The organism is uncultured Anaerococcus sp. (genome assembly GCF_947253225.1).
Taxonomy (GTDB): Bacteria; Bacillota; Clostridia; order Tissierellales; family Peptoniphilaceae; genus Anaerococcus.
In genome coordinates, this window is record NZ_CAMXYR010000031.1 from 1 (window position 1) to 17773 (window position 17773).

A 17773-nucleotide genomic window follows, 5' to 3' on the forward strand; every position below is an offset into this window, starting at 1 on the left:
GAATAAATGAATAAAATTCAGCATAGATAAATTGATACAAAATATATACATTTTGAGCCTGAAAATAAAATTAAAAAAACCTTTTCTTATTTTGAAATCCGTGCTATAATAAAAAAGTAAAACTGATATTAAAATTTGATAGTAAACAGGATATAGTAAAGTACATATTAGATTCAAACATATTATTGATATCCTTGACAAGGTTAATATCCATAAATTTTAATATAATTCTATAATCTATCAAGCTTTTAAAAATAAAGTAGTTTAAATCTAGGAACTACATTTATATCTATTTTACACTATATTTAGACACTTATATAAAAACGTTATCAAAAATAAAGCTATTTAAAGGAGTGAAATTAGGTCCGATGTACTAGGTGGGAATTTAAGTATAAATATAAATACTTAAGAGGATTAAAATATTATATTATAACTACTTTTAAAATAAGTTTGAGGAGATACTATGAAATATTTAAAAGAATTTTGTTACCTTTTGTTCTTCTTGCTTTTAGGCTTTGTGGCTAAAAAGATTACAGGACTTCCAATCCCTGAACCAGTTTTTGGTATGATTTTCTTATTTATCGCCCTTGTATTTAAATTTTTAAAGGTCGATGATATATCAGCTACATCAGATTTTTTGACATCAATTCTTGCCTTTACCTTTACTCCTCTTGGAGTTGGTCTTATGGTTCAATTTGATGTTATAAGAGATAATGCCTTGAAGATTCTTCTTGTTATGATTATATCATGCTTAATTACAATGGCTGTTACTGCCAAGGTAGTTGAATTAGTGCAAAAAGTGAGGAAATAAGATGAGCGAATTATTAAATACATATCTAGCGGATAATGATTTTTTTGGAATAATCCTAAGTATAGTTATGTTTAGGATAGGGATGATAATTAATAAGAAAACTAAGATTGCCCTCCTAAATCCATTACTTCTAGCAATAGTTTTTAGCATTATATTTTTGAAATTAACAGGCATTAGTTATGAAAATTTCAATAAGGGCGGAAAGTATATTTCTTTCCTTATTGCACCAACAACTGTTGCCTTGGTCGTAAGTTTGTATAGGAATATTGATAGACTTAAGGCAAATCTAATTCCTATTTTAATCGGTGTAATTGTAGGTTCAATAGTTGCTATTTTGTCAGCTTATCTTTTGTCAAAATTCTTCCATTTTGAAAGAGATTTGACCCTTTCAATGATGCCACAATCTGTAACAACTCCAATCGCCAAATCGCTAACTGAAGAATATGTTGGTAAATTTGTAAGCGATGATGTAACTATCAAAACTTATGCTGCAATCACTGCTATTACTGTAATTCTTAGAGGAACTGTAGGAGCAATCTTCGCGCCTTCTGTAATGAAAATTATGAAGGTGAAAGACCCAGTAGCCCAAGGTATAGGCATAGGAACATCAAGCCACGCTATGGGCACATCTAAGGCTATAGAAATGGGAGAAGTCCAAGGCGCTATGAGTGGTCTTTCAATTGCTATCGCAGGAATTTGTACAGTAATCTTGATGCCAGTTTTCGTAATGATTTTTATCGGCTAAGTATAGATGGATACAAAGATATTTATGTATACAGGAAAGGGTGGGGTAGGCAAGTCTAGTATTTCTAGCGCTACCGCCATTCTTTCAGCCAAAAGGAAAAAGACAATCTTAATAAGCATAGACCCTGCCCATAGTCTATCGGATATATTCGATATTAAGATAGGTGGTGAAATTACTGAAGTTTCAGATAATTTATCTGTAATAGAATTTGATGGATTGAAGATTCTTGAGGAAAAATTTCCTGATATAAAAAACACACTGGCAGATAAATTTAGAAAGATAGATTTTTCAAAGCTAACCTATACTTCAAGTTTGGATATGCCCTTTATTGTGAATATCCTATCTCTTATCAAGATTTTGGATATATATGAGCAGGGAATTTATGAAAATATAATTGTCGATTGTCCAGCTTCAGCTGCAACTTTTGCATATTTGAAATATCCTGAGATGCTTTCTTGGTATTTGGAGAAGTTTTTCGGGGTTGGCAAGGGGATTATAAGAACCCTAAGACCAATTTCTAAGTACAAGTATAAGATAAACTTACCAGATAAAGAAAGTCTTGATAAGGTAGAGATAGTCTACCAAAGGTTGCTGAAATTGGAGAAGATTCTAAAAGACTCATCAATAGCAACAGTAAGACTTGTTGGTCTTTGCGAGAAGATGGTCATTGAAGAGAGCAAAAGAGATTTAGCCTATCTGAATTTATTTGATTTTAACATAGATGGATTTTTTGTAAACAGACTCCTTGAAGACGATGTGAGTGAGTTTATAAAAAGACGTATAGAAATTCAAGAGAAAAATCTTGGAGAGATAGCTAAGATTTTCTACAATATTCCAATTTATAAGATAAAGCTAATGAAAAAAGATATGAAGTCAATTGATGATTTGAGAGACTTTGCTGATAAATTGGGAGCTTATGAAGACTTACTTACCATAAAAGCTTTAGAATCTAGCCATGCATATGAAAAAAATGGCTTGGGGTATTTATTGAAGATTAGAGTAGATGATGTTGAAGATGTAGAAGTATCAAAAACCAATTCGGATATAAATATTAGATTAAATAGCGTAAGTAGAATTATAGGTCTTCCAAATCTTTTGATAGATATGGATATAAAAAGTTATGAACTAAAAGATGGCTTTCTTATAATTTATTTAGAAAAATCTGGAGAGCTTATATGAGAATTATCATTAATACAGGTAAGGGAGGAGTTGGAAAAAGTACGATTTCTGCTCTTACTTCTATAAATATTTCAAAGAGGCTAAAGACCTTACTCATAAGTAGCGACTTAGCGCACAGCCTTAGTGATTTATTCGCTATCAAATTAACAGCTAATCCCACAAGAATTTGTGAGAATCTATATGCTTTAGAAATAAATCCGATAATAGAAAGTGCCAAAGCTTGGCAAAATCTCAATTCTTATCTGAGAGAACTTGTAAAAAACAATTCTCTAAATGATATTCAAGTTGAAGAACTTTTGCTTTTTCCAGGTCTTGAGGATGTATTTTCTTTGCTGAAAATCTTAGAAATTTACAAGGAGGGAAAATACGAAGTCCTTGTTGTAGATTGTGGGCCTAGTGCAGAGACTATTTCACTTTTGTCAACAGGTGAGAAACTCAATAACTTAGCTGATACTTTAGTTCCTCTTGTTAAGAGATTTAATAGTTTGTTGGGCGGGTTTATTGAAAAAAAGACAGAGGTTAAAAAGCCAAAGGACATTGTTTTTGATGAGTTTGTTGGCCTAGCTAAAAAATTATATGAACTAGAAAAAATTCTTATGAACCCTGAAATTACGAGTGTCAGATTTGTAACAAAGGCAAGTAAGGTAATTAGTAATGAAACCTTCAGAGCATCCACTCTTATGAATATGTATGGATTTCTTACGGATTGTGTTTATATAAATATGCTCTATCCAGAGGAGATCAAAAATTCTTCCTATGATAATTTGTATCTTGAAGAAAGGGAGAATGTGGACAGGATTGAGGAGTTTTATCCAGATAAAAGAGTTTTCAAAATATATATGAAAGCAAATGAAGTAATAGGATTAAAGGAGCTTGAGAGTCTTAACGAGGAGATATTTTCTAAGATTTATTTGGAAGAATTTTTTACTGCTTGTAGGACTTTTGACATAAAAAGCGAAGGAGCTAGCAAGATTATTGAAATAGATTTTAAATTTGCTAGTGATAAGGAGGTTGATGTTAGAAGGATAGGAAATGATTTAGAACTTTCCTACCTAAATTTCAAAAGAAGATTCAAATTACCAGATACTTTATCTTCTAGGAAGATAAGTTCGTATTCGATTGAAGATGAGAAGCTAAAAATAGTAATGGATTATGATTAAATTAAAATATTGAGAGGTTTTACATAATGGAAGCTAAAATGGAATTGTTTGATACCTTTGCTAAAAACCTAGAAACAGTTAATGGTACTTGCTTTACAACAGATAAAAATGATTTGGCAGATACTATTGTTAAAATTTACAAGGATAATGGCATAGAAACAACTTGTATGCTTGACACAGATTTGGCAAAAGAGACAGGATTAATTAAAGCACTTGAAGATAACGATATCACAGTACATACAGATCACATAAGATTAAATAGCGAGACAGATAAGGGCGGTATAACAGAAGTTGCCTATGGAATTGCTGAGCTAGGTTCGCTAATTCAAGCAAGTGATGATGTTGATAATAGATTGATGGCAATTATGCCTGATTATTACATCGGAATCTTGAAGGGTTCAACAATAGTAGAAACATATGATGATATGTTCGATAAACTTGCTGAATTGAAGCCATTTCCAAAGTATGTTGGCTTTATAACAGGGCCATCAAGAACTGCAGATATTGAGTGTGTTGGTACTGTAGGTGTTCACGGACCTTTGAAAATGAGTGTTGTCATTGTGAAAGATTTATAGGCGGAAAAAGAGGAGATTAATATGGTTGATACTATAAGCTTAAAAGACGAGATAAAGGATGCGCTTGATAATGCGACTTTAGGTAGAACTCTTGGTAATTTCTGCAAAACCTATCCACAAAGAAGATTAAATTCTTATAATGGAGTTGATTTTAAGGAAACCCAACAAGCTATTAAGAGAGTAAAAACTTATGCAGCAGAACATGTTGATGAAATGATAGCTGAATTTAAGAAGAATTGTGAGGCTAGGGGAGGTCATGTTGTTGTTGTAAAAAGCAAGGAAGAAGCTAGTGAATGGGTTAGGAATTTCATCAAAGAAAAAGATGTGAAATCAGCAGTTAAGTCAAAATCTATGTGCTCTGAAGAAATTCACTTTAATAAGATTTTAAAGGATGAGGGTGTAGAGTGCCAAGAAACAGACCTTGGTGAATTTATCATCTCTCTTGAAGGAAATACCCCAGTACATATGGTAATGCCAGCCCTTCACTTGAACAAAGAACAAGTTGCTGACTTCTTTTCAGAATATACCAATACCAAACATGAACCAATTATATCTGAAGAAGTTAAAACTGCTAGAAAAGTAATGAGAAATAAATTTACTCAAGCTGACCTAGGTGTATCTGGTGCAAATGTTGCTGTAGCAGAAACGGGAACTGTCTTTACCATGACCAATGAAGGTAATGGTAGGATGGTTGGTACTCTTCCTAAAAACCATCTCTACATTTTCGGTATTGAAAAATTTGTAAATTCAATGTCAGATGCTAGGTGGATTTTCAAAGCTCTCCCAAGAAATGGTACTGCGCAAAGAATTACATCTTACTTGTCTTTGTATACAGGTGCTTGCGAAGTTGTTAGCGATAAAGAAGCTGATACCAAAGAAGATAAGGGATTTTATTGTCTAGTAATAGATGATCCAGGAAGAAGAGAGATTCTCGCTGAAGAAGGATTTAGAGAAATCTTTAACTGTATCAGATGTGGAGCTTGCCTAGATGTTTGTCCAGCCTTTGCTCTTGTTGGTGGTCACGTTTATGGCTCTAACGTTTACACAGGTGGTATAGGAACACTCCTAACTCACTTCCTAATTGATAAGGATAGGGCAAATGAAATCGAAAGTGTTTGTCTACAATGTGGTAGATGTAATGAAGTATGTGGTGGTGGTCTTCCAATAGCACAAATGATTATGAAAGTTAGGGAAGAACACGTTAAAGATAACCCAGATCCAATAAAGAAATTCGCTCTTGATGCAGTAACGGATAGGAAACTTTTCCATTCATTATTGAGGATTGCATCAATAGCTCAAGAACCATTCACCAAGGGTGGAACCATGATAAGACACCTCCCAGATTTCGTATCAGGAATGACAGGGGGCAAGGTTCTTCCATCAATAGCAAAAGTTCCATTGAGAGATATTTTTGATGATATTGAACAAAAGGTCGAAAATCAAAAAGGAACAGTAGCCTTATTTGCAGGATGCCTCCTAGACTTTGTTTATGTAGATACTGCCAAGTCATTAATTAAAAATATGAACTCAATCGGCTATAAGGTAGAATTTCCAATGGGTCAAGCTTGTTGTGGTTGTCCTGCAAGCAATATGGGTGATGTTGAAAATGCAAGAAAGGAAGCAGAGATAAACATCAAGGCTATGGATGCAGAAAAATATGATTACATTCTCCTTGCTTGTCCATCATGCACCCACCAACTTCAATCTTATCCAACTTTCTTTGAAGAGGGAAGCGAAATGTATGATAGAGCAAAGATTTTGGGAGAAAAATGTGTTGACTTCTGCAAATTATTCCACGAGAAAGATGATTCAGAAAATGCTGGAGATGGCAAGAAAGTTAAGGTAACCTACCACGACTCATGTCACTTAAAGAGAACCTTGGGTATCCACGATGAACCAAGAGACTTACTAAAGAATACTGAAGGTGTGGAATTTGTTGAAATGGAAGATAGCGATAACTGCTGTGGATTTGCAGGAAGCTACAATGTATTATATCCAGATATTTCTTCAAAAATTCTTAAAAATAAGATTGAAAATATCAAAAAATCTGGAGCAGATGTTGTTGCTGTGGATTGCCCAGGTTGTATGATGCAAATCAGGGGCGGTCTTGAGGCAGAAGGCCTTGATATCAAGGTTAAACATACTTCAGAAATAATATCTGAAAAGAGAGGACTTATCTAGTAATGACTTTGGCAGTAAGTGATGCTTTGGGTCAAAAACCTATAGAAAATATTATAGAAAATTCAATAGAGCAAATTCAAATAGAGATTAGAAAAATCTTAGGCGACTACAAGGCTATTGATTCTCTCCAAGATATTATCGGTGATTCGCTAATTTCAAGTGGGAAAATGGTTAGAACGAGGCTTTTGCTAGCTATAAGTCTTATGGGAAATACCGATATTTCAAGCGATTTTATTAGCCAAGCAAGTGCGGTTGAAATTACACATCTAGCATCGCTTATTCACGACGACATTATAGATGATTCCTTGTTAAGAAGAAATCACCAGTCAATCCAAGCAAAATACGGCAAAGATACAGCCGTATTTGCTGGGGACTTTATGATAGCCAGGGTATTTAGTTACTTGCTTGAAAAAAACTTGAGCAATGAGGCCTTGCTTATAGCAAATACCATAAGAGATATGTGCAATGGTGAGGTTGGACAAAATTTGAGCAAATACAAAATAGATGTAAGTGAAGGCGAGTATTTTAGGAATATATCAGGAAAGACTGCATCATTTTTTAAAGCTGTTTGCTATTTTGGAGCTAAAAATTCTAAATTCAACCAATTTGATACAAATAAAATTGTAAGATTTGGGGAGAATTTAGGATTGATGTTTCAAATCAAAGATGACCTTTTGGATATATTTTACAGCAAGAAATTCACAGGCAAGGAAGAATTTAAAGATGTAAAAGAGGGAGTATATACCTATCCTGTTATAGTTTCCCTAAAAAATAAGACCTACGGAAGAGATATTAGAGAAATTCTTATACAAAATCAAGAAAAAGGTCTTGATGAAACTAGCCTAGAAGGACTAAAGATTTTAATAGGAAAAACTGATGCAAGGGCCATAAGCTTAAATAAAATCAAAGAATTATCCAGAGAATGTAGACTGATAGTAACAAGCCTTTCCAAGGATGATTTCCTAACCTATTATCTAATTAAGATACTAGAAAAAGTGGAGAAGAGCTGATGGATGGCTACCAAAAAATGACCATAAAAAACGTCATTGATTTTGCAAATCCAAAGTCATTTGTGGCTTCAATAGTCCCAGCTGGCTTTGGTATCTTGATATCCATCAAATATGGATACTCTGTAAACTTATTTAGAGCTTTGGGTTTACTCTTATCCTGTGTTTTCTTTCAAGCTTCTGTCAACACCATCAACGATTACAGTGATTTTGTAAATGGGGTTGATAGCAAGGAGGATAATCTTGAAGAAGATGATAATATCATGTTTTACAACAAGATTGACCCAAGAAGTGTTAGGAAATTGGGGTTAATATTTCTGATTTTAGGGATAATACTAGGACTAATTAGCCTTGGGAAGATAATATATCCAAGTCTTATAATCGGGATAATAGGTTTACTGACAGTTCTTCTTTATTCCGGTGGACCCTTTCCCTTATCCTATCTACCAGTTGGGGAAATCGCAAGCGGATTTGTTATGGGAGGCTTGATTCCTCTTGGAGTTTTTACTGTATTTGCAGAAAAAATTGACCCAAGGGTCTTGGCACTGTCTCTTCCACTAATGGTTGGCATAGGACTTGTTATGATGAGTAACAATGCTAGTGATATCGAAAAGGATAGGAGAGCAAATAGGTACACACTTGCTGTATGTCTAGGAAGAAGAAATATAAGAGTTGTGTATAGGCTATCTTTTCTATTTTGGCTAGGTTCAGAACTTTTCCTAAGTTATTACTTGGGAGGATACCTAATCCTAATTTTCAATATCCTAATCTTCGTTTGGAAAAGAAAATTTCTTGCAGATATGTATAAGAAGAGTTTGCTTCCAAAAGATAGAATTGGTCAGATGATGGGGATTGGACTAACAAATATCATAATTAATGGAAGTTATGTAGTAGGTATTGGTCTAAGCCTTTTAGGAGCGTAAGATGGAGAAAAGTAAAAAAGTATATGAGATATTTCAAAATATTTCTCCCTACTATGACAAGGCGAACAATAGAATTAGCTTAGGTCTACAAAAAAAATGGAAAAAAAAGCTCGTAGAAGACATAGGCAAAGAAATAAGTGCAAAGGATAAGGTCTTGGATATTTGCTGTGGAACTGGTGATATTGCTATAGCCATAGCCGAAGAATCAGAGGCGGATGTTTGTGGTTTAGATTTTTCAGAAAATATGCTCAACCAAGCTAGAAAAAAATCAAAAAGTATAAAAAATGTATCCTTTGTAAAAGCGGATGCGAAAGACTTGCCATATCCTGACTCAGTTTTTGCATGTGTTAGCATTTCTTTTGGATTGAGAAATACTGATGATTATGAAAAAGTAATAGGAGAAATGGCAAGAGTTGCTAGAGGGAAGATTTATGTGATGGATTCCTTTCCAGTAGAAAATATCTTGATAAAGCCTTTCTATACTTTATTTTTCAAATACCTAATGCCCCTTTTGGGTGGAGGCATAAAGAGATACAGGGAATATACTTGGCTATATGAATCAACAAAAAATTTTGTAAGTCCTAAGCAACTTGTGAAAATTTATGAGAAATTGGGACTTGAAAATATTGAAGTAAGGAAAATGCTCTTTGGGGCATGCGTAATAATTAAAGGACAAAAATCTCAACATACGGGGGAAATATATGAGTGAAGATAAGTTTGATGTCATAATAGTTGGAGGCGGAGTTGCAGGTTTAGCTGCATCAATACTTTTGGCAGAAAATGATATGGAAGTTTTGTTGGTTGAAAGAGGAGATTATTGTGGAGCAAAGAACGTTACAGGTGGTAGACTTTATGGACATAGTCTTGAAAAGATAATACCAAACTTTGCCGAGGAAGCTCCTATAGAAAGAAAAGTTGTCAAAGAAAAAATATCTATGATGAGCGAAAAATCTTCCCTAGATATTGGATTTTCATCCAAAGAATTAGGTAAGGACAAGGATTCATCATCATATGTAGTCTTACATAGTAAATTTGATCAATACTTAGCAGAAAAAGCCGAAGAAGCTGGTGTTGCAATAATAACGGGAGTTTTGGTTGAAAAACTCTTAGTAGAAGATGGAAAAGTTGTTGGTATTGATGCTACTGGTGAAGAGATGTTTGCTGATTCAGTAATAATTGCTGATGGTGTTAACTCACTTCTATCTCAACAACTTGGAATTAAGAAAGAACTTGAACCTCATCAAGTCGCTGTTGGAGCTAAGGAAGTAATTGAATTATCAGAAGAAATAATCAATGAAAGATTTGGCTTAGAAAGTGGAGAAGGAATGAGCTGGCTATCTTGTGGCGATCCAACCATGGGAGGCTTTGGTGGTGGATTTATTTACACAAATAAAGATTCCTTGTCAGTAGGAGTTGTTGCAACTCTTTCAGATATTGGATATGCTAATACAAGCATAAACGACCTTCTCGAAAGATTTAAGGAACATGAAAGTGTAGCTCCATACTTAAAGGGAGGAAAGACAATTGAGTATTCAGGACATTTGGTTCCAGAAGAAGGTATTCACATGATTCCAGAACTTTATGGAGATGGGTTCTTGGTAGTAGGAGATGCGGCAGGCTTTTGTGTAAACCTCGGCTATACAGTTAGAGGTATGGACTTTGCCATTGAAAGTGGTCGCCTTGCAGCCCTAGCACTTATAGCTGCCAAAGAAAGAGAAGACTATAGCAAGGAAAGCTTATCCATATACAAAAAATTAGTCGATGATAGTTTCATAATGAAAGATCTAAAAACTTTCAAAGCCTTCCCAACAATCCTAAGTAGAAGAGAAATCTTCAAAGACCTACCGGAAATAGTAAATGATGTAGCAGGTAGAGCCTTCACAGTAAATGGTGGAGATACACAAGGTTTCATAATGGGAACTATAAATGACCTAGCAAGCAGAATGAGTGCAACACAAATATCAGAATTTATTTCAACCGTAATGGAGGCAATGTAATGAAAAGGATGAGCGTAGAAGATAAACTAGGATTGGATATTTACCATACTGATGAACACCATTCCCACATAGATGTAGATACTGATTATAAGGACGAAGAAGAAATCCATAAGTTGTTGATGGCATGCCCTGCAGGTTGTTATACTTATGTAGATGGAGTATTTGCTTTTAGTCACTTGGGATGTTTGGAATGTGGAACTTGTAGAGTTTTATCTCATGGTAAAATTGTAAAAGATTGGCAACATCCACAGGGAGAAATAGGAGTAACTTTCAGACAAGGTTAAAGGCAAAAACCAAAAGAAAAAAATGTATCGAATATCACAGAAGGCTGACCAGTTAATTCTGGTCTCTTTTTGTAAGCTAAAGAAAAGCCTAGAATAAGGCTTGACAAAAATAGAAAATGCAAGTATTATATCTAGGTACAAATTCTCTACTCCGTTACAAACAACGGGGTCAATGACCGCAGGGAGGTGAAAAAATGAATAAATATGAAGCAGTATTGATTTTCAAAGCTGATATGATCGATAGCGACAGAGTAGCTCTTCTTGATAGATTTAAAGAAATAATCGCCCAAGATGGTGAAGTAACTAGCGTTGATGATTGGGGCAAAAGAAAACTAGCTTACGAAATTAATGATCTTAAAGAAGGTTATTACTACATCGTAGACTTTAACTCTAACCCGGACCATATCAAAGAATTTGAAAGAAGACTAAGACTTTCAGATTTTGTAATCAGATACATGGTTATAAGAAAAGAGGACTAATCAATGAATAAAGTTATCCTTATCGGAAGATTGACTAGAGATCCAGAGTTAAGATACACTCAATCACAAAGAGCTATATGTACATTTACATTGGCAGTAGATAAGAGACTTAGCAGAGACAGAAGGAGCGAATTGGAAGCTCAAAATCGTCCTACCGCTGATTTTCTAAGGATAAACGTTTGGGGAGTCCAAGGAGAAAATGCAAGTAAATATCTCAGAAAAGGAAGTCAATGCGCTGTAGAAGGTAGAATCGAAACAGGTTCTTACCAAGATAGAGAAACAGGCAAGACAGTCTATACAACAGATGTTGTAGCTGATAATGTTGAGTTTGTTGGACAAAGATCAGATAATGGTACTTCATCATATGCTAACAACAGAAACAACTATGATAACCAAGACACCTACAGAAATGACTATTCACAAACAAATAACTACCAACAAAACCAAGGAAATAACCAAGGCTTTGATGGTGGCGATGATTTTTTTGATGATGACTTTACCGAGATAGAGGATGATGGAAGAATTCCATTCTAATATAAGAAAGGATTTATAATGGCAGGAAGAAGATTCAGACCAAGAAAAAAGGTAGATCCATTTGTAAAAGATCCATCAAAAGTTATCGATTATAAAGATATTGAAACTTTAAAGAGATTTGTTACAGATAGAGGTAAGATCTTACCAAGAAGAGTAACAGGTCTTAATGCAAAACACCAAAGAGAAATCACAAGAGCTATTAAACGTGCTCGTCAAGTTGCATTATTACCATACGAAGAAAACTAATAATAGATTAATAGATAAATAAACTTCAATAAGCAATATTAAGGGATACTAACCAGGTATCCTTTTTTATTATAAATTTTGCTTTAAGGGAAAATTTTCCTTAAAAATTTGTCAAAATTTCATTTTTATATTAAGATAGATAGGTAAATAAATAAGGAGGAATTTATGTTCGTAGAAATTTTAGCTTTGCTTGTTTCAATCCTTGCACTTTTGTTCATGGGTTTTACAATCAAATCAAAAATTATGCCAGTATCATCTGGTAATAAAAGGATGACAGAAATTGCTGGACACATCAAAGACGGCGCTATGACTTTCATAAGCCGTGAATATAAGTATATTGCAATATTTGTCGTTATAGTATCTATCCTTATAGCAATCTTTTTAAATACTAAGATTATGATTTGCTATGTTTTGGGATCTATATTTTCAATGTTAGCTGGTTACATCGGTATGAGAGTTTCAACAGCAGCCAACGCAAGATGTGCAAATATGGCTCTTGAAGAAGGTAGCAATGGAGCTTTAAATGTTGCCTTTGCTGGTGGTTCAGTAATGGGATTTGCTGTAACAGGTCTTGGATTTTTAGGTATTATGATTACTTATTTTGTTTTCAAAGATCCTGCAATCCTTATGGGCTACTCACTTGGAGCATCTTCAGTTGCTCTATTTGCTAGAGTTGGTGGTGGTATCTACACAAAAGCAGCCGACCTTGGAGCTGACCTTGTAGGTAAGGTAGAAGCTGGTATTCCAGAAGATGACCCAAGAAACCCAGCAGTTATTGCTGATAACGTTGGTGATAACGTAGGAGACGTTGCAGGAATGGGAGCTGACTTGTTTGAGTCTTACTCAGGAGCAATTATCTCTGCTATTACCCTAGGTATTATTGCAAGTGGGGAAGCTGGAATGAAGTTTACTTTTTTCCTAGTAGCTATAGGTATCCTTGCTAGTATTTTTGCTAGTATATTATTCCTAACAACTAAGCATACTAACCCACAAAAATCACTTATGAACACTATTTATCTATCTGGTGGAATCGTGCTTGTAGCAGCCATAGTTTTATCATTTATCTACTTTGGTAATAAGAATGCTGCTGTTGCGATTATTGTTGGTATAGTAGTTGGTATTTTGATAGGACTACTCACAGAATATTACACATCAGATAAGTATAAACACGTTAGGGCAATTGCAGCTGAATCTAAAACTGGAGTTGCAACAAATATTATTGCAGGACTTTCTGCTGGAATGCTTTCAACAGTATTTCCTATCATATTGATTGCCCTAGGAATTATGACAGCCTACTGGGCTAATGGTGTATTTGGTATCGCCCTATCTGCTGTAGGAATGCTTTCCACAACAGCAACAACAGTAACAGTTGACGCTTACGGTCCAATAACAGATAACGCTGGTGGTATAGCAGAAATGAGCTACCTACCAAGCCATGTTAGAGATATTACAGATGAACTTGATTCAATCGGAAACACAACAGCAGCTATTGGTAAAGGATTTGCTATAGGTTCAGCAGCTCTTACTGCTCTTTCCCTATTTGTAACTTACTCAGAAACCCTAAAGCTAGGTGCTATTTCAATCCTAGATGCTAAGGTTGTAGCTGGTATGTTTATAGGAGCTATGCTACCTTTCCTATTTACAGCTCTTACAATGAACTCTGTAGGAAAAGCAGCCACTGAAATGATTGAAGAAGTAAGAAAACAATTTAGGTCAGATGATAGAATCCTCAAGGGAGAAGTTGAACCAAACTATGCAAGATGTATTGATATTTCAACAACAGCTTCCCTAAAGGAAATGATACTTCCAGGAGTTTTAGCTATTATCGTACCAATAATAGTTGGAAAAATATTTGGACCATATGCCCTAGGTGGTCTACTCGCAGGTGCCCTAGTAACAGGAGTGCTATTGGCTATCTTTATGTCAAATGCAGGTGGAGCTTGGGATAATGCGAAAAAATATATCGAAACTCTTCCAGGAGAAGAAGGAAAAGGATCTGATGCTCACAAGGCTTCAGTAGTTGGAGATACTGTTGGTGATCCATTCAAGGATACATCAGGTCCATCTCTAAATATCCTAATCAAACTTATGACTGTAGTATCAGTTGTATGTGCTAGCCTATTTATTTAATTATTTATCAATTTAACTTGACAAAATTTTGTTAGGTGATATAATTACAAACAAGATAAAGCGAAGATAAGAAGAGTAGCTTAGCTAGAGTTCTCAAGCGAGCCTTGTAGAGTGGAAGAAGGCAGGATTAGGCTAAGGGAAAAGAGTCTTTGAGCTATTAGTCAGAATTAGAGTAAGATTAATCAGGCAGGCCTGTTATAGCCGAAGAGTATGCAAGTACTTATTGAGTTTTATTTTGTGAGAAATAAATAAATTAGGGTGGCAACACGAGTCCTCGTCCCTTTGTGGGATGGGGGCTTTTTTATTTGCCAAAGGAGTAGAAAATGAAAAAGAACTTTTATAAAATCATGGCTATAGTCTTTGTTCTAGCAGTTTTTTTGCCATCAAGGGCCTATGCAGATGATAAGATAGTAGATGATGGGGTAATCGACCTTGGTACTAGTGCCGACTTTCCACCTTATGAATACTATGAGGGCAAAAAAATTGTGGGAATTGATCCTGATATAGTCCGAGCTATTGGAAATTATCTGGGAGTAGAAGTAAAGCTTCACGACATGGACTTTAACAATATTATAGCTAGTATCCAATCAGGAAAAATAGACGGAGGAGCAGCAGGCTTTACTGTAACTGAAGAGAGGAAAAAATCTGTAAACTTTACCGACTCTTTTACAAAGACAAGACAGATAATAATCAAGAGAAAAGATTCTGATATTAATGGGGTTGATGATTTAAAAAACAAGAAAAAAATCGGAACTCAATTGGGAACAATTGGAGACACTCTTGCCAAGGGAGATTTTGGTGAGGAAAATGTAACATCTTTCAACAAGGTTCCAGATGCTATTATTTCCCTACAAAGCAAGAAGGTAGATGCCGTAATCCTTGATGAGCAATCAGCCAAAAACTTTACTTCGGCAAATAAAGACCTTGAAATTGTCCAAACTCCTTACTTGGAAGAAGAATACGCTATAGCAATTTCTAAAGATAATCCAGAACTTTTAAAGAAAATGAATGAGGCAATCAAGGCCCTCAAGGAGTCTGGGGAAATTGACAAGATTATGGCTAAATATCAAGCATCTGACCAAGAGGCTCAACGTTTGGGATTAGTTCAAAGATTCAAAGAAAATATCATAAAAAATGGGGCCTACAAGTACCTCTTGGATGGCCTTAAGAAAACTGTCCTAGTAACACTAGCAGCACTAATAATTTCCTTTGCTCTAGGACTAATCATAGCCCTAGTAAGGTCAATAGCCACAGACATGACAAGCGATATAAGTGGTTTTGGGGGAATTTTACTAAAGCTTTTGGACAAAATATTTTCAGTTTTTGTAACTATAATCCGTGGAACACCATCAACAATTCAATTGCTTATCATGTTTAATGTAATATTGGCAAATCTTGACAATATAATGCTTGTAGCAATCATATCCTTCGCTCTTAACTCTTCAGCCTACATGGCAGAACTATTTAGGGGTGGGATAAATTCAGTAAACAAAGGAGAGAAAGAAGCTGCTAGGAGTTTGGGTCTATCTAACCTCCAAACTATGAGAAAAGTAGTAATGCCACAAGCTATCAAAAATTCACTACCAGCTCTTGGCAACGAAGTTATAACCCTCTTCAAAGAAACATCAATAGCTGGCTTCATAGGTCTAGCCGACCTAACAAGGGGAGCATCAATCGTAATAAGTCAAACCTTTGATGCAGCGACAGCGTATTTTTCAGCAGCCATTATTTATTTAGTGATAGTAATGTTAATGGAAAAGATATTTAAAGAACTAGAGAAAGGATACCTATATGCTTAAAGTTAGAAATGTAAAAAAGTCATTTGAAAATCTAAATGTTTTAAATGGGATAGACTTGGATGTAGAAAAAAAAGATGTAATCACAATAATAGGACCTTCTGGTTCAGGCAAGTCAACTTTTCTTCGTTGTCTCAATCTTCTGGAAAAGCCTGACTCTGGGGATATATTTTTTGAAGATAAAAAAATTAATGAGGAGAATATAGATATTGATTGTCTAAGAGAAGAAATTGGCATGGTATTTCAAAACTTTAACCTCTTTTCAAATATGACTATCCTAGAAAACCTGACTCTCGCTCCTGTAATGAGGAAGAAGATTGATAAGAAACAAGCCGAAGAAGAAGCCATGAAGCTTCTAACAAGAATTGGGCTTTCAAGCAAAAAAGACGTTTATCCAGTAAGTTTATCAGGGGGACAAAAACAAAGGGTAGCTATAGCCAGAGCCCTTATGATGAAACCAAAACTAATGCTTTTCGATGAGCCAACCAGTGCCCTCGATCCAGAAATGGTAGGAGAAGTTCTTGAACTTATGAGAGAACTTGCCCATGATGGGATGACAATGGTAGTTGTTACCCACGAGATGGGTTTTGCTAGAGAAGTATCAAGTAAGGTAATCCTAATGGATAAGGGAGAAGTGGTAGAAAGATCCACAAACCCTGAAGAATTCTTCAAAAATCCCCAAGAAGAAAGAAGTAAACAATTTTTGTCCATGGTTTTATAAAAACTCTTGACAAGTTATAAAAATAAGTGTATTATATAAAAGTAATACACGAGCGGGATTGGCGGAATTGGCAGACGCGCAAGACTAAGGATCTTGTGACCGATTTTAAGGTCGTGGAAGTTCAAGTCTTCTATCCCGCACCAAGATTTAAAGAGAAATGTTGAGAAATCAGCGTTTCTCTTTTTGTGTATGGCAAATAAAAAGAATCGAATTTTTAATCGAGGTTGGAATCCTAGCAAAAATTCTTATAATTAGTAAATAAATTCAGACTAATGAAAATCTTAGCCCAGAAATTAGTAAAATGTTATAGCTAAATTATATTCTTTTTAAAATCCTAATAAGTTGCAATCACCCAATATAAAAATATGGGTAAAGGAATTTTTAATATATTTTTCATAATACATATAGGTTGATACCCCTAATCCACTCGTTCACCTTATCTTTATTGTAGGGTATATTAAAGTTAAATAATATAAAACTTATATTTTATCAACATAAATACTTTTATATATAGTATCTTCATAACAAAGAAGTATAAAAGAAAAATTAAATCCATTAATAAATATATATGAGTGAATTATTTAATAGCATTACTCCTCGTGTAATTTAATGAAATAGTAAAAATATTTAATAAGTAACCTACCCAGATCAATGTTATGGTTTTACCCATATTGATAACATATCTAAAGAATAAGAGGAATCTTTTCAAGAAAATCAATTTAATATTTTATGTTTACATTCATCTAGGCAGAAAACTTATCAAATTAGCCAGGTAAGAAAAGTTAATATTACAACAATCATCAATCTTTTACTAAAATAGCACTGGTAAAAGTATCATTTACTTTCACTAGTGCTATTGATTATAGAACTATTTAAAATTATTATGAGAGCGGGCTTTATTTTCCTTTTATCAATTATTGTTTGAAATAAGAAAATCTCAAAAAGAGTATACTATCAACAGAAATGGTTTATTCTTAAAATTGGTAAATCATAAGCTTATAATCT

General features: G+C 34.5%; 17 protein-coding genes, 1 tRNA gene and 1 other annotated feature. All 18 genes read left to right on the top strand.

Features of this window, described 5'->3' with window-relative positions; translation table 11 throughout:
* Window positions 1–463 precede the first annotated feature (463 nt).
* A complete protein-coding gene (locus Q0W95_RS04945) occupies window positions 464–811 on the top strand; it encodes a CidA/LrgA family protein (RefSeq protein WP_297790485.1) in 348 nt (115 codons plus the stop codon).
* Between the two features lies 1 nt (window position 812).
* Window positions 813–1556 carry an LrgB family protein gene (locus Q0W95_RS04950; protein WP_297790487.1) on the top strand — a complete coding sequence of 248 codons (744 nt, stop codon included), beginning with the start codon at window positions 813–815 and terminating at the stop codon, window positions 1554–1556.
* 24 nt (window positions 1557–1580) lie between these two features.
* Window positions 1581–2735 (top strand): ArsA family ATPase, encoded by a 1155-nt coding sequence (locus Q0W95_RS04955; RefSeq protein ID WP_297790489.1) that lies wholly within the window; start codon window positions 1581–1583, stop codon window positions 2733–2735.
* Complete coding sequence (locus Q0W95_RS04960; RefSeq protein WP_297790491.1) at window positions 2732–3895, top strand: ArsA family ATPase; 1164 nt, start codon at window positions 2732–2734, stop codon at window positions 3893–3895. Before Q0W95_RS04955 ends, Q0W95_RS04960 begins: the two co-directional genes overlap by 4 nt.
* 38 nt (window positions 3896–3933) lie before the next feature.
* Window positions 3934–4470 (top strand): lactate utilization protein C, encoded by a 537-nt coding sequence (locus Q0W95_RS04965; protein ID WP_297790493.1) that lies wholly within the window; start codon window positions 3934–3936, stop codon window positions 4468–4470.
* 21 nt (window positions 4471–4491) lie between these two features.
* The gene (ldhH, locus tag Q0W95_RS04970; protein WP_297790495.1) at window positions 4492–6651 is read left to right on the top strand and encodes an L-lactate dehydrogenase (quinone) large subunit LdhH; all 2160 of its coding nucleotides are present in this window, start codon (window positions 4492–4494) and stop codon (window positions 6649–6651) included.
* A 2-nt stretch (window positions 6652–6653) separates the two neighbouring features.
* Window positions 6654–7661, top strand: a complete 1008-nt coding sequence (locus Q0W95_RS04975) for a polyprenyl synthetase family protein (protein ID WP_297790497.1) — start codon at window positions 6654–6656, stop codon at window positions 7659–7661.
* The gene (locus tag Q0W95_RS04980) at window positions 7661–8581 is read left to right on the top strand and encodes a prenyltransferase (protein ID WP_297790499.1); all 921 of its coding nucleotides are present in this window, start codon (window positions 7661–7663) and stop codon (window positions 8579–8581) included. The genes Q0W95_RS04975 and Q0W95_RS04980 overlap by 1 nt, the downstream gene beginning before the upstream one ends.
* Window position 8582: 1 nt before the next feature.
* Entirely contained in the window at window positions 8583–9290 is a 708-nt protein-coding gene (locus Q0W95_RS04985; protein WP_297790501.1) for a ubiquinone/menaquinone biosynthesis methyltransferase, read from the top strand.
* Window positions 9283–10578, top strand: coding sequence for an FAD-dependent oxidoreductase (locus Q0W95_RS04990; RefSeq protein ID WP_297790503.1), 1296 nt, complete (start codon window positions 9283–9285; stop codon window positions 10576–10578). Before Q0W95_RS04985 ends, Q0W95_RS04990 begins: the two co-directional genes overlap by 8 nt.
* Window positions 10578–10862, top strand: a complete 285-nt coding sequence (locus tag Q0W95_RS04995; RefSeq protein WP_297790505.1) for a ferredoxin family protein — start codon at window positions 10578–10580, stop codon at window positions 10860–10862. The genes Q0W95_RS04990 and Q0W95_RS04995 overlap by 1 nt, the downstream gene beginning before the upstream one ends.
* Before the next feature lie 194 nt (window positions 10863–11056).
* Window positions 11057–11341 (top strand): 30S ribosomal protein S6, encoded by a 285-nt coding sequence (rpsF, locus tag Q0W95_RS05000; protein WP_297790507.1) that lies wholly within the window; start codon window positions 11057–11059, stop codon window positions 11339–11341.
* 3 nt (window positions 11342–11344) lie between these two features.
* Complete coding sequence (locus Q0W95_RS05005) at window positions 11345–11875, top strand: single-stranded DNA-binding protein (RefSeq protein WP_297790509.1); 531 nt, start codon at window positions 11345–11347, stop codon at window positions 11873–11875.
* An 18-nt stretch (window positions 11876–11893) separates the two neighbouring features.
* Entirely contained in the window at window positions 11894–12121 is a 228-nt protein-coding gene (gene rpsR / locus Q0W95_RS05010) for a 30S ribosomal protein S18 (RefSeq protein ID WP_015777443.1), read from the top strand.
* Between the two features lie 165 nt (window positions 12122–12286).
* A complete protein-coding gene (locus Q0W95_RS05015; RefSeq protein WP_297790510.1) occupies window positions 12287–14251 on the top strand; it encodes a sodium-translocating pyrophosphatase in 1965 nt (654 codons plus the stop codon).
* Between the two features lie 54 nt (window positions 14252–14305).
* Window positions 14306–14536: a binding site (T-box leader), on the top strand.
* Between the two features lie 38 nt (window positions 14537–14574).
* Window positions 14575–16050: an ABC transporter substrate-binding protein/permease gene (locus Q0W95_RS05020; RefSeq protein ID WP_297790511.1), complete on the top strand. Its 1476-nt coding sequence runs from the start codon at window positions 14575–14577 to the stop codon at window positions 16048–16050.
* Window positions 16043–16768: an amino acid ABC transporter ATP-binding protein gene (locus tag Q0W95_RS05025; RefSeq protein ID WP_297790512.1), complete on the top strand. Its 726-nt coding sequence runs from the start codon at window positions 16043–16045 to the stop codon at window positions 16766–16768. The genes Q0W95_RS05020 and Q0W95_RS05025 overlap by 8 nt, the downstream gene beginning before the upstream one ends.
* Window positions 16769–16820: 52 nt before the next feature.
* Window positions 16821–16911 (top strand) — tRNA-Leu (locus tag Q0W95_RS05030).
* Window positions 16912–17773 lie beyond the last annotated feature (862 nt).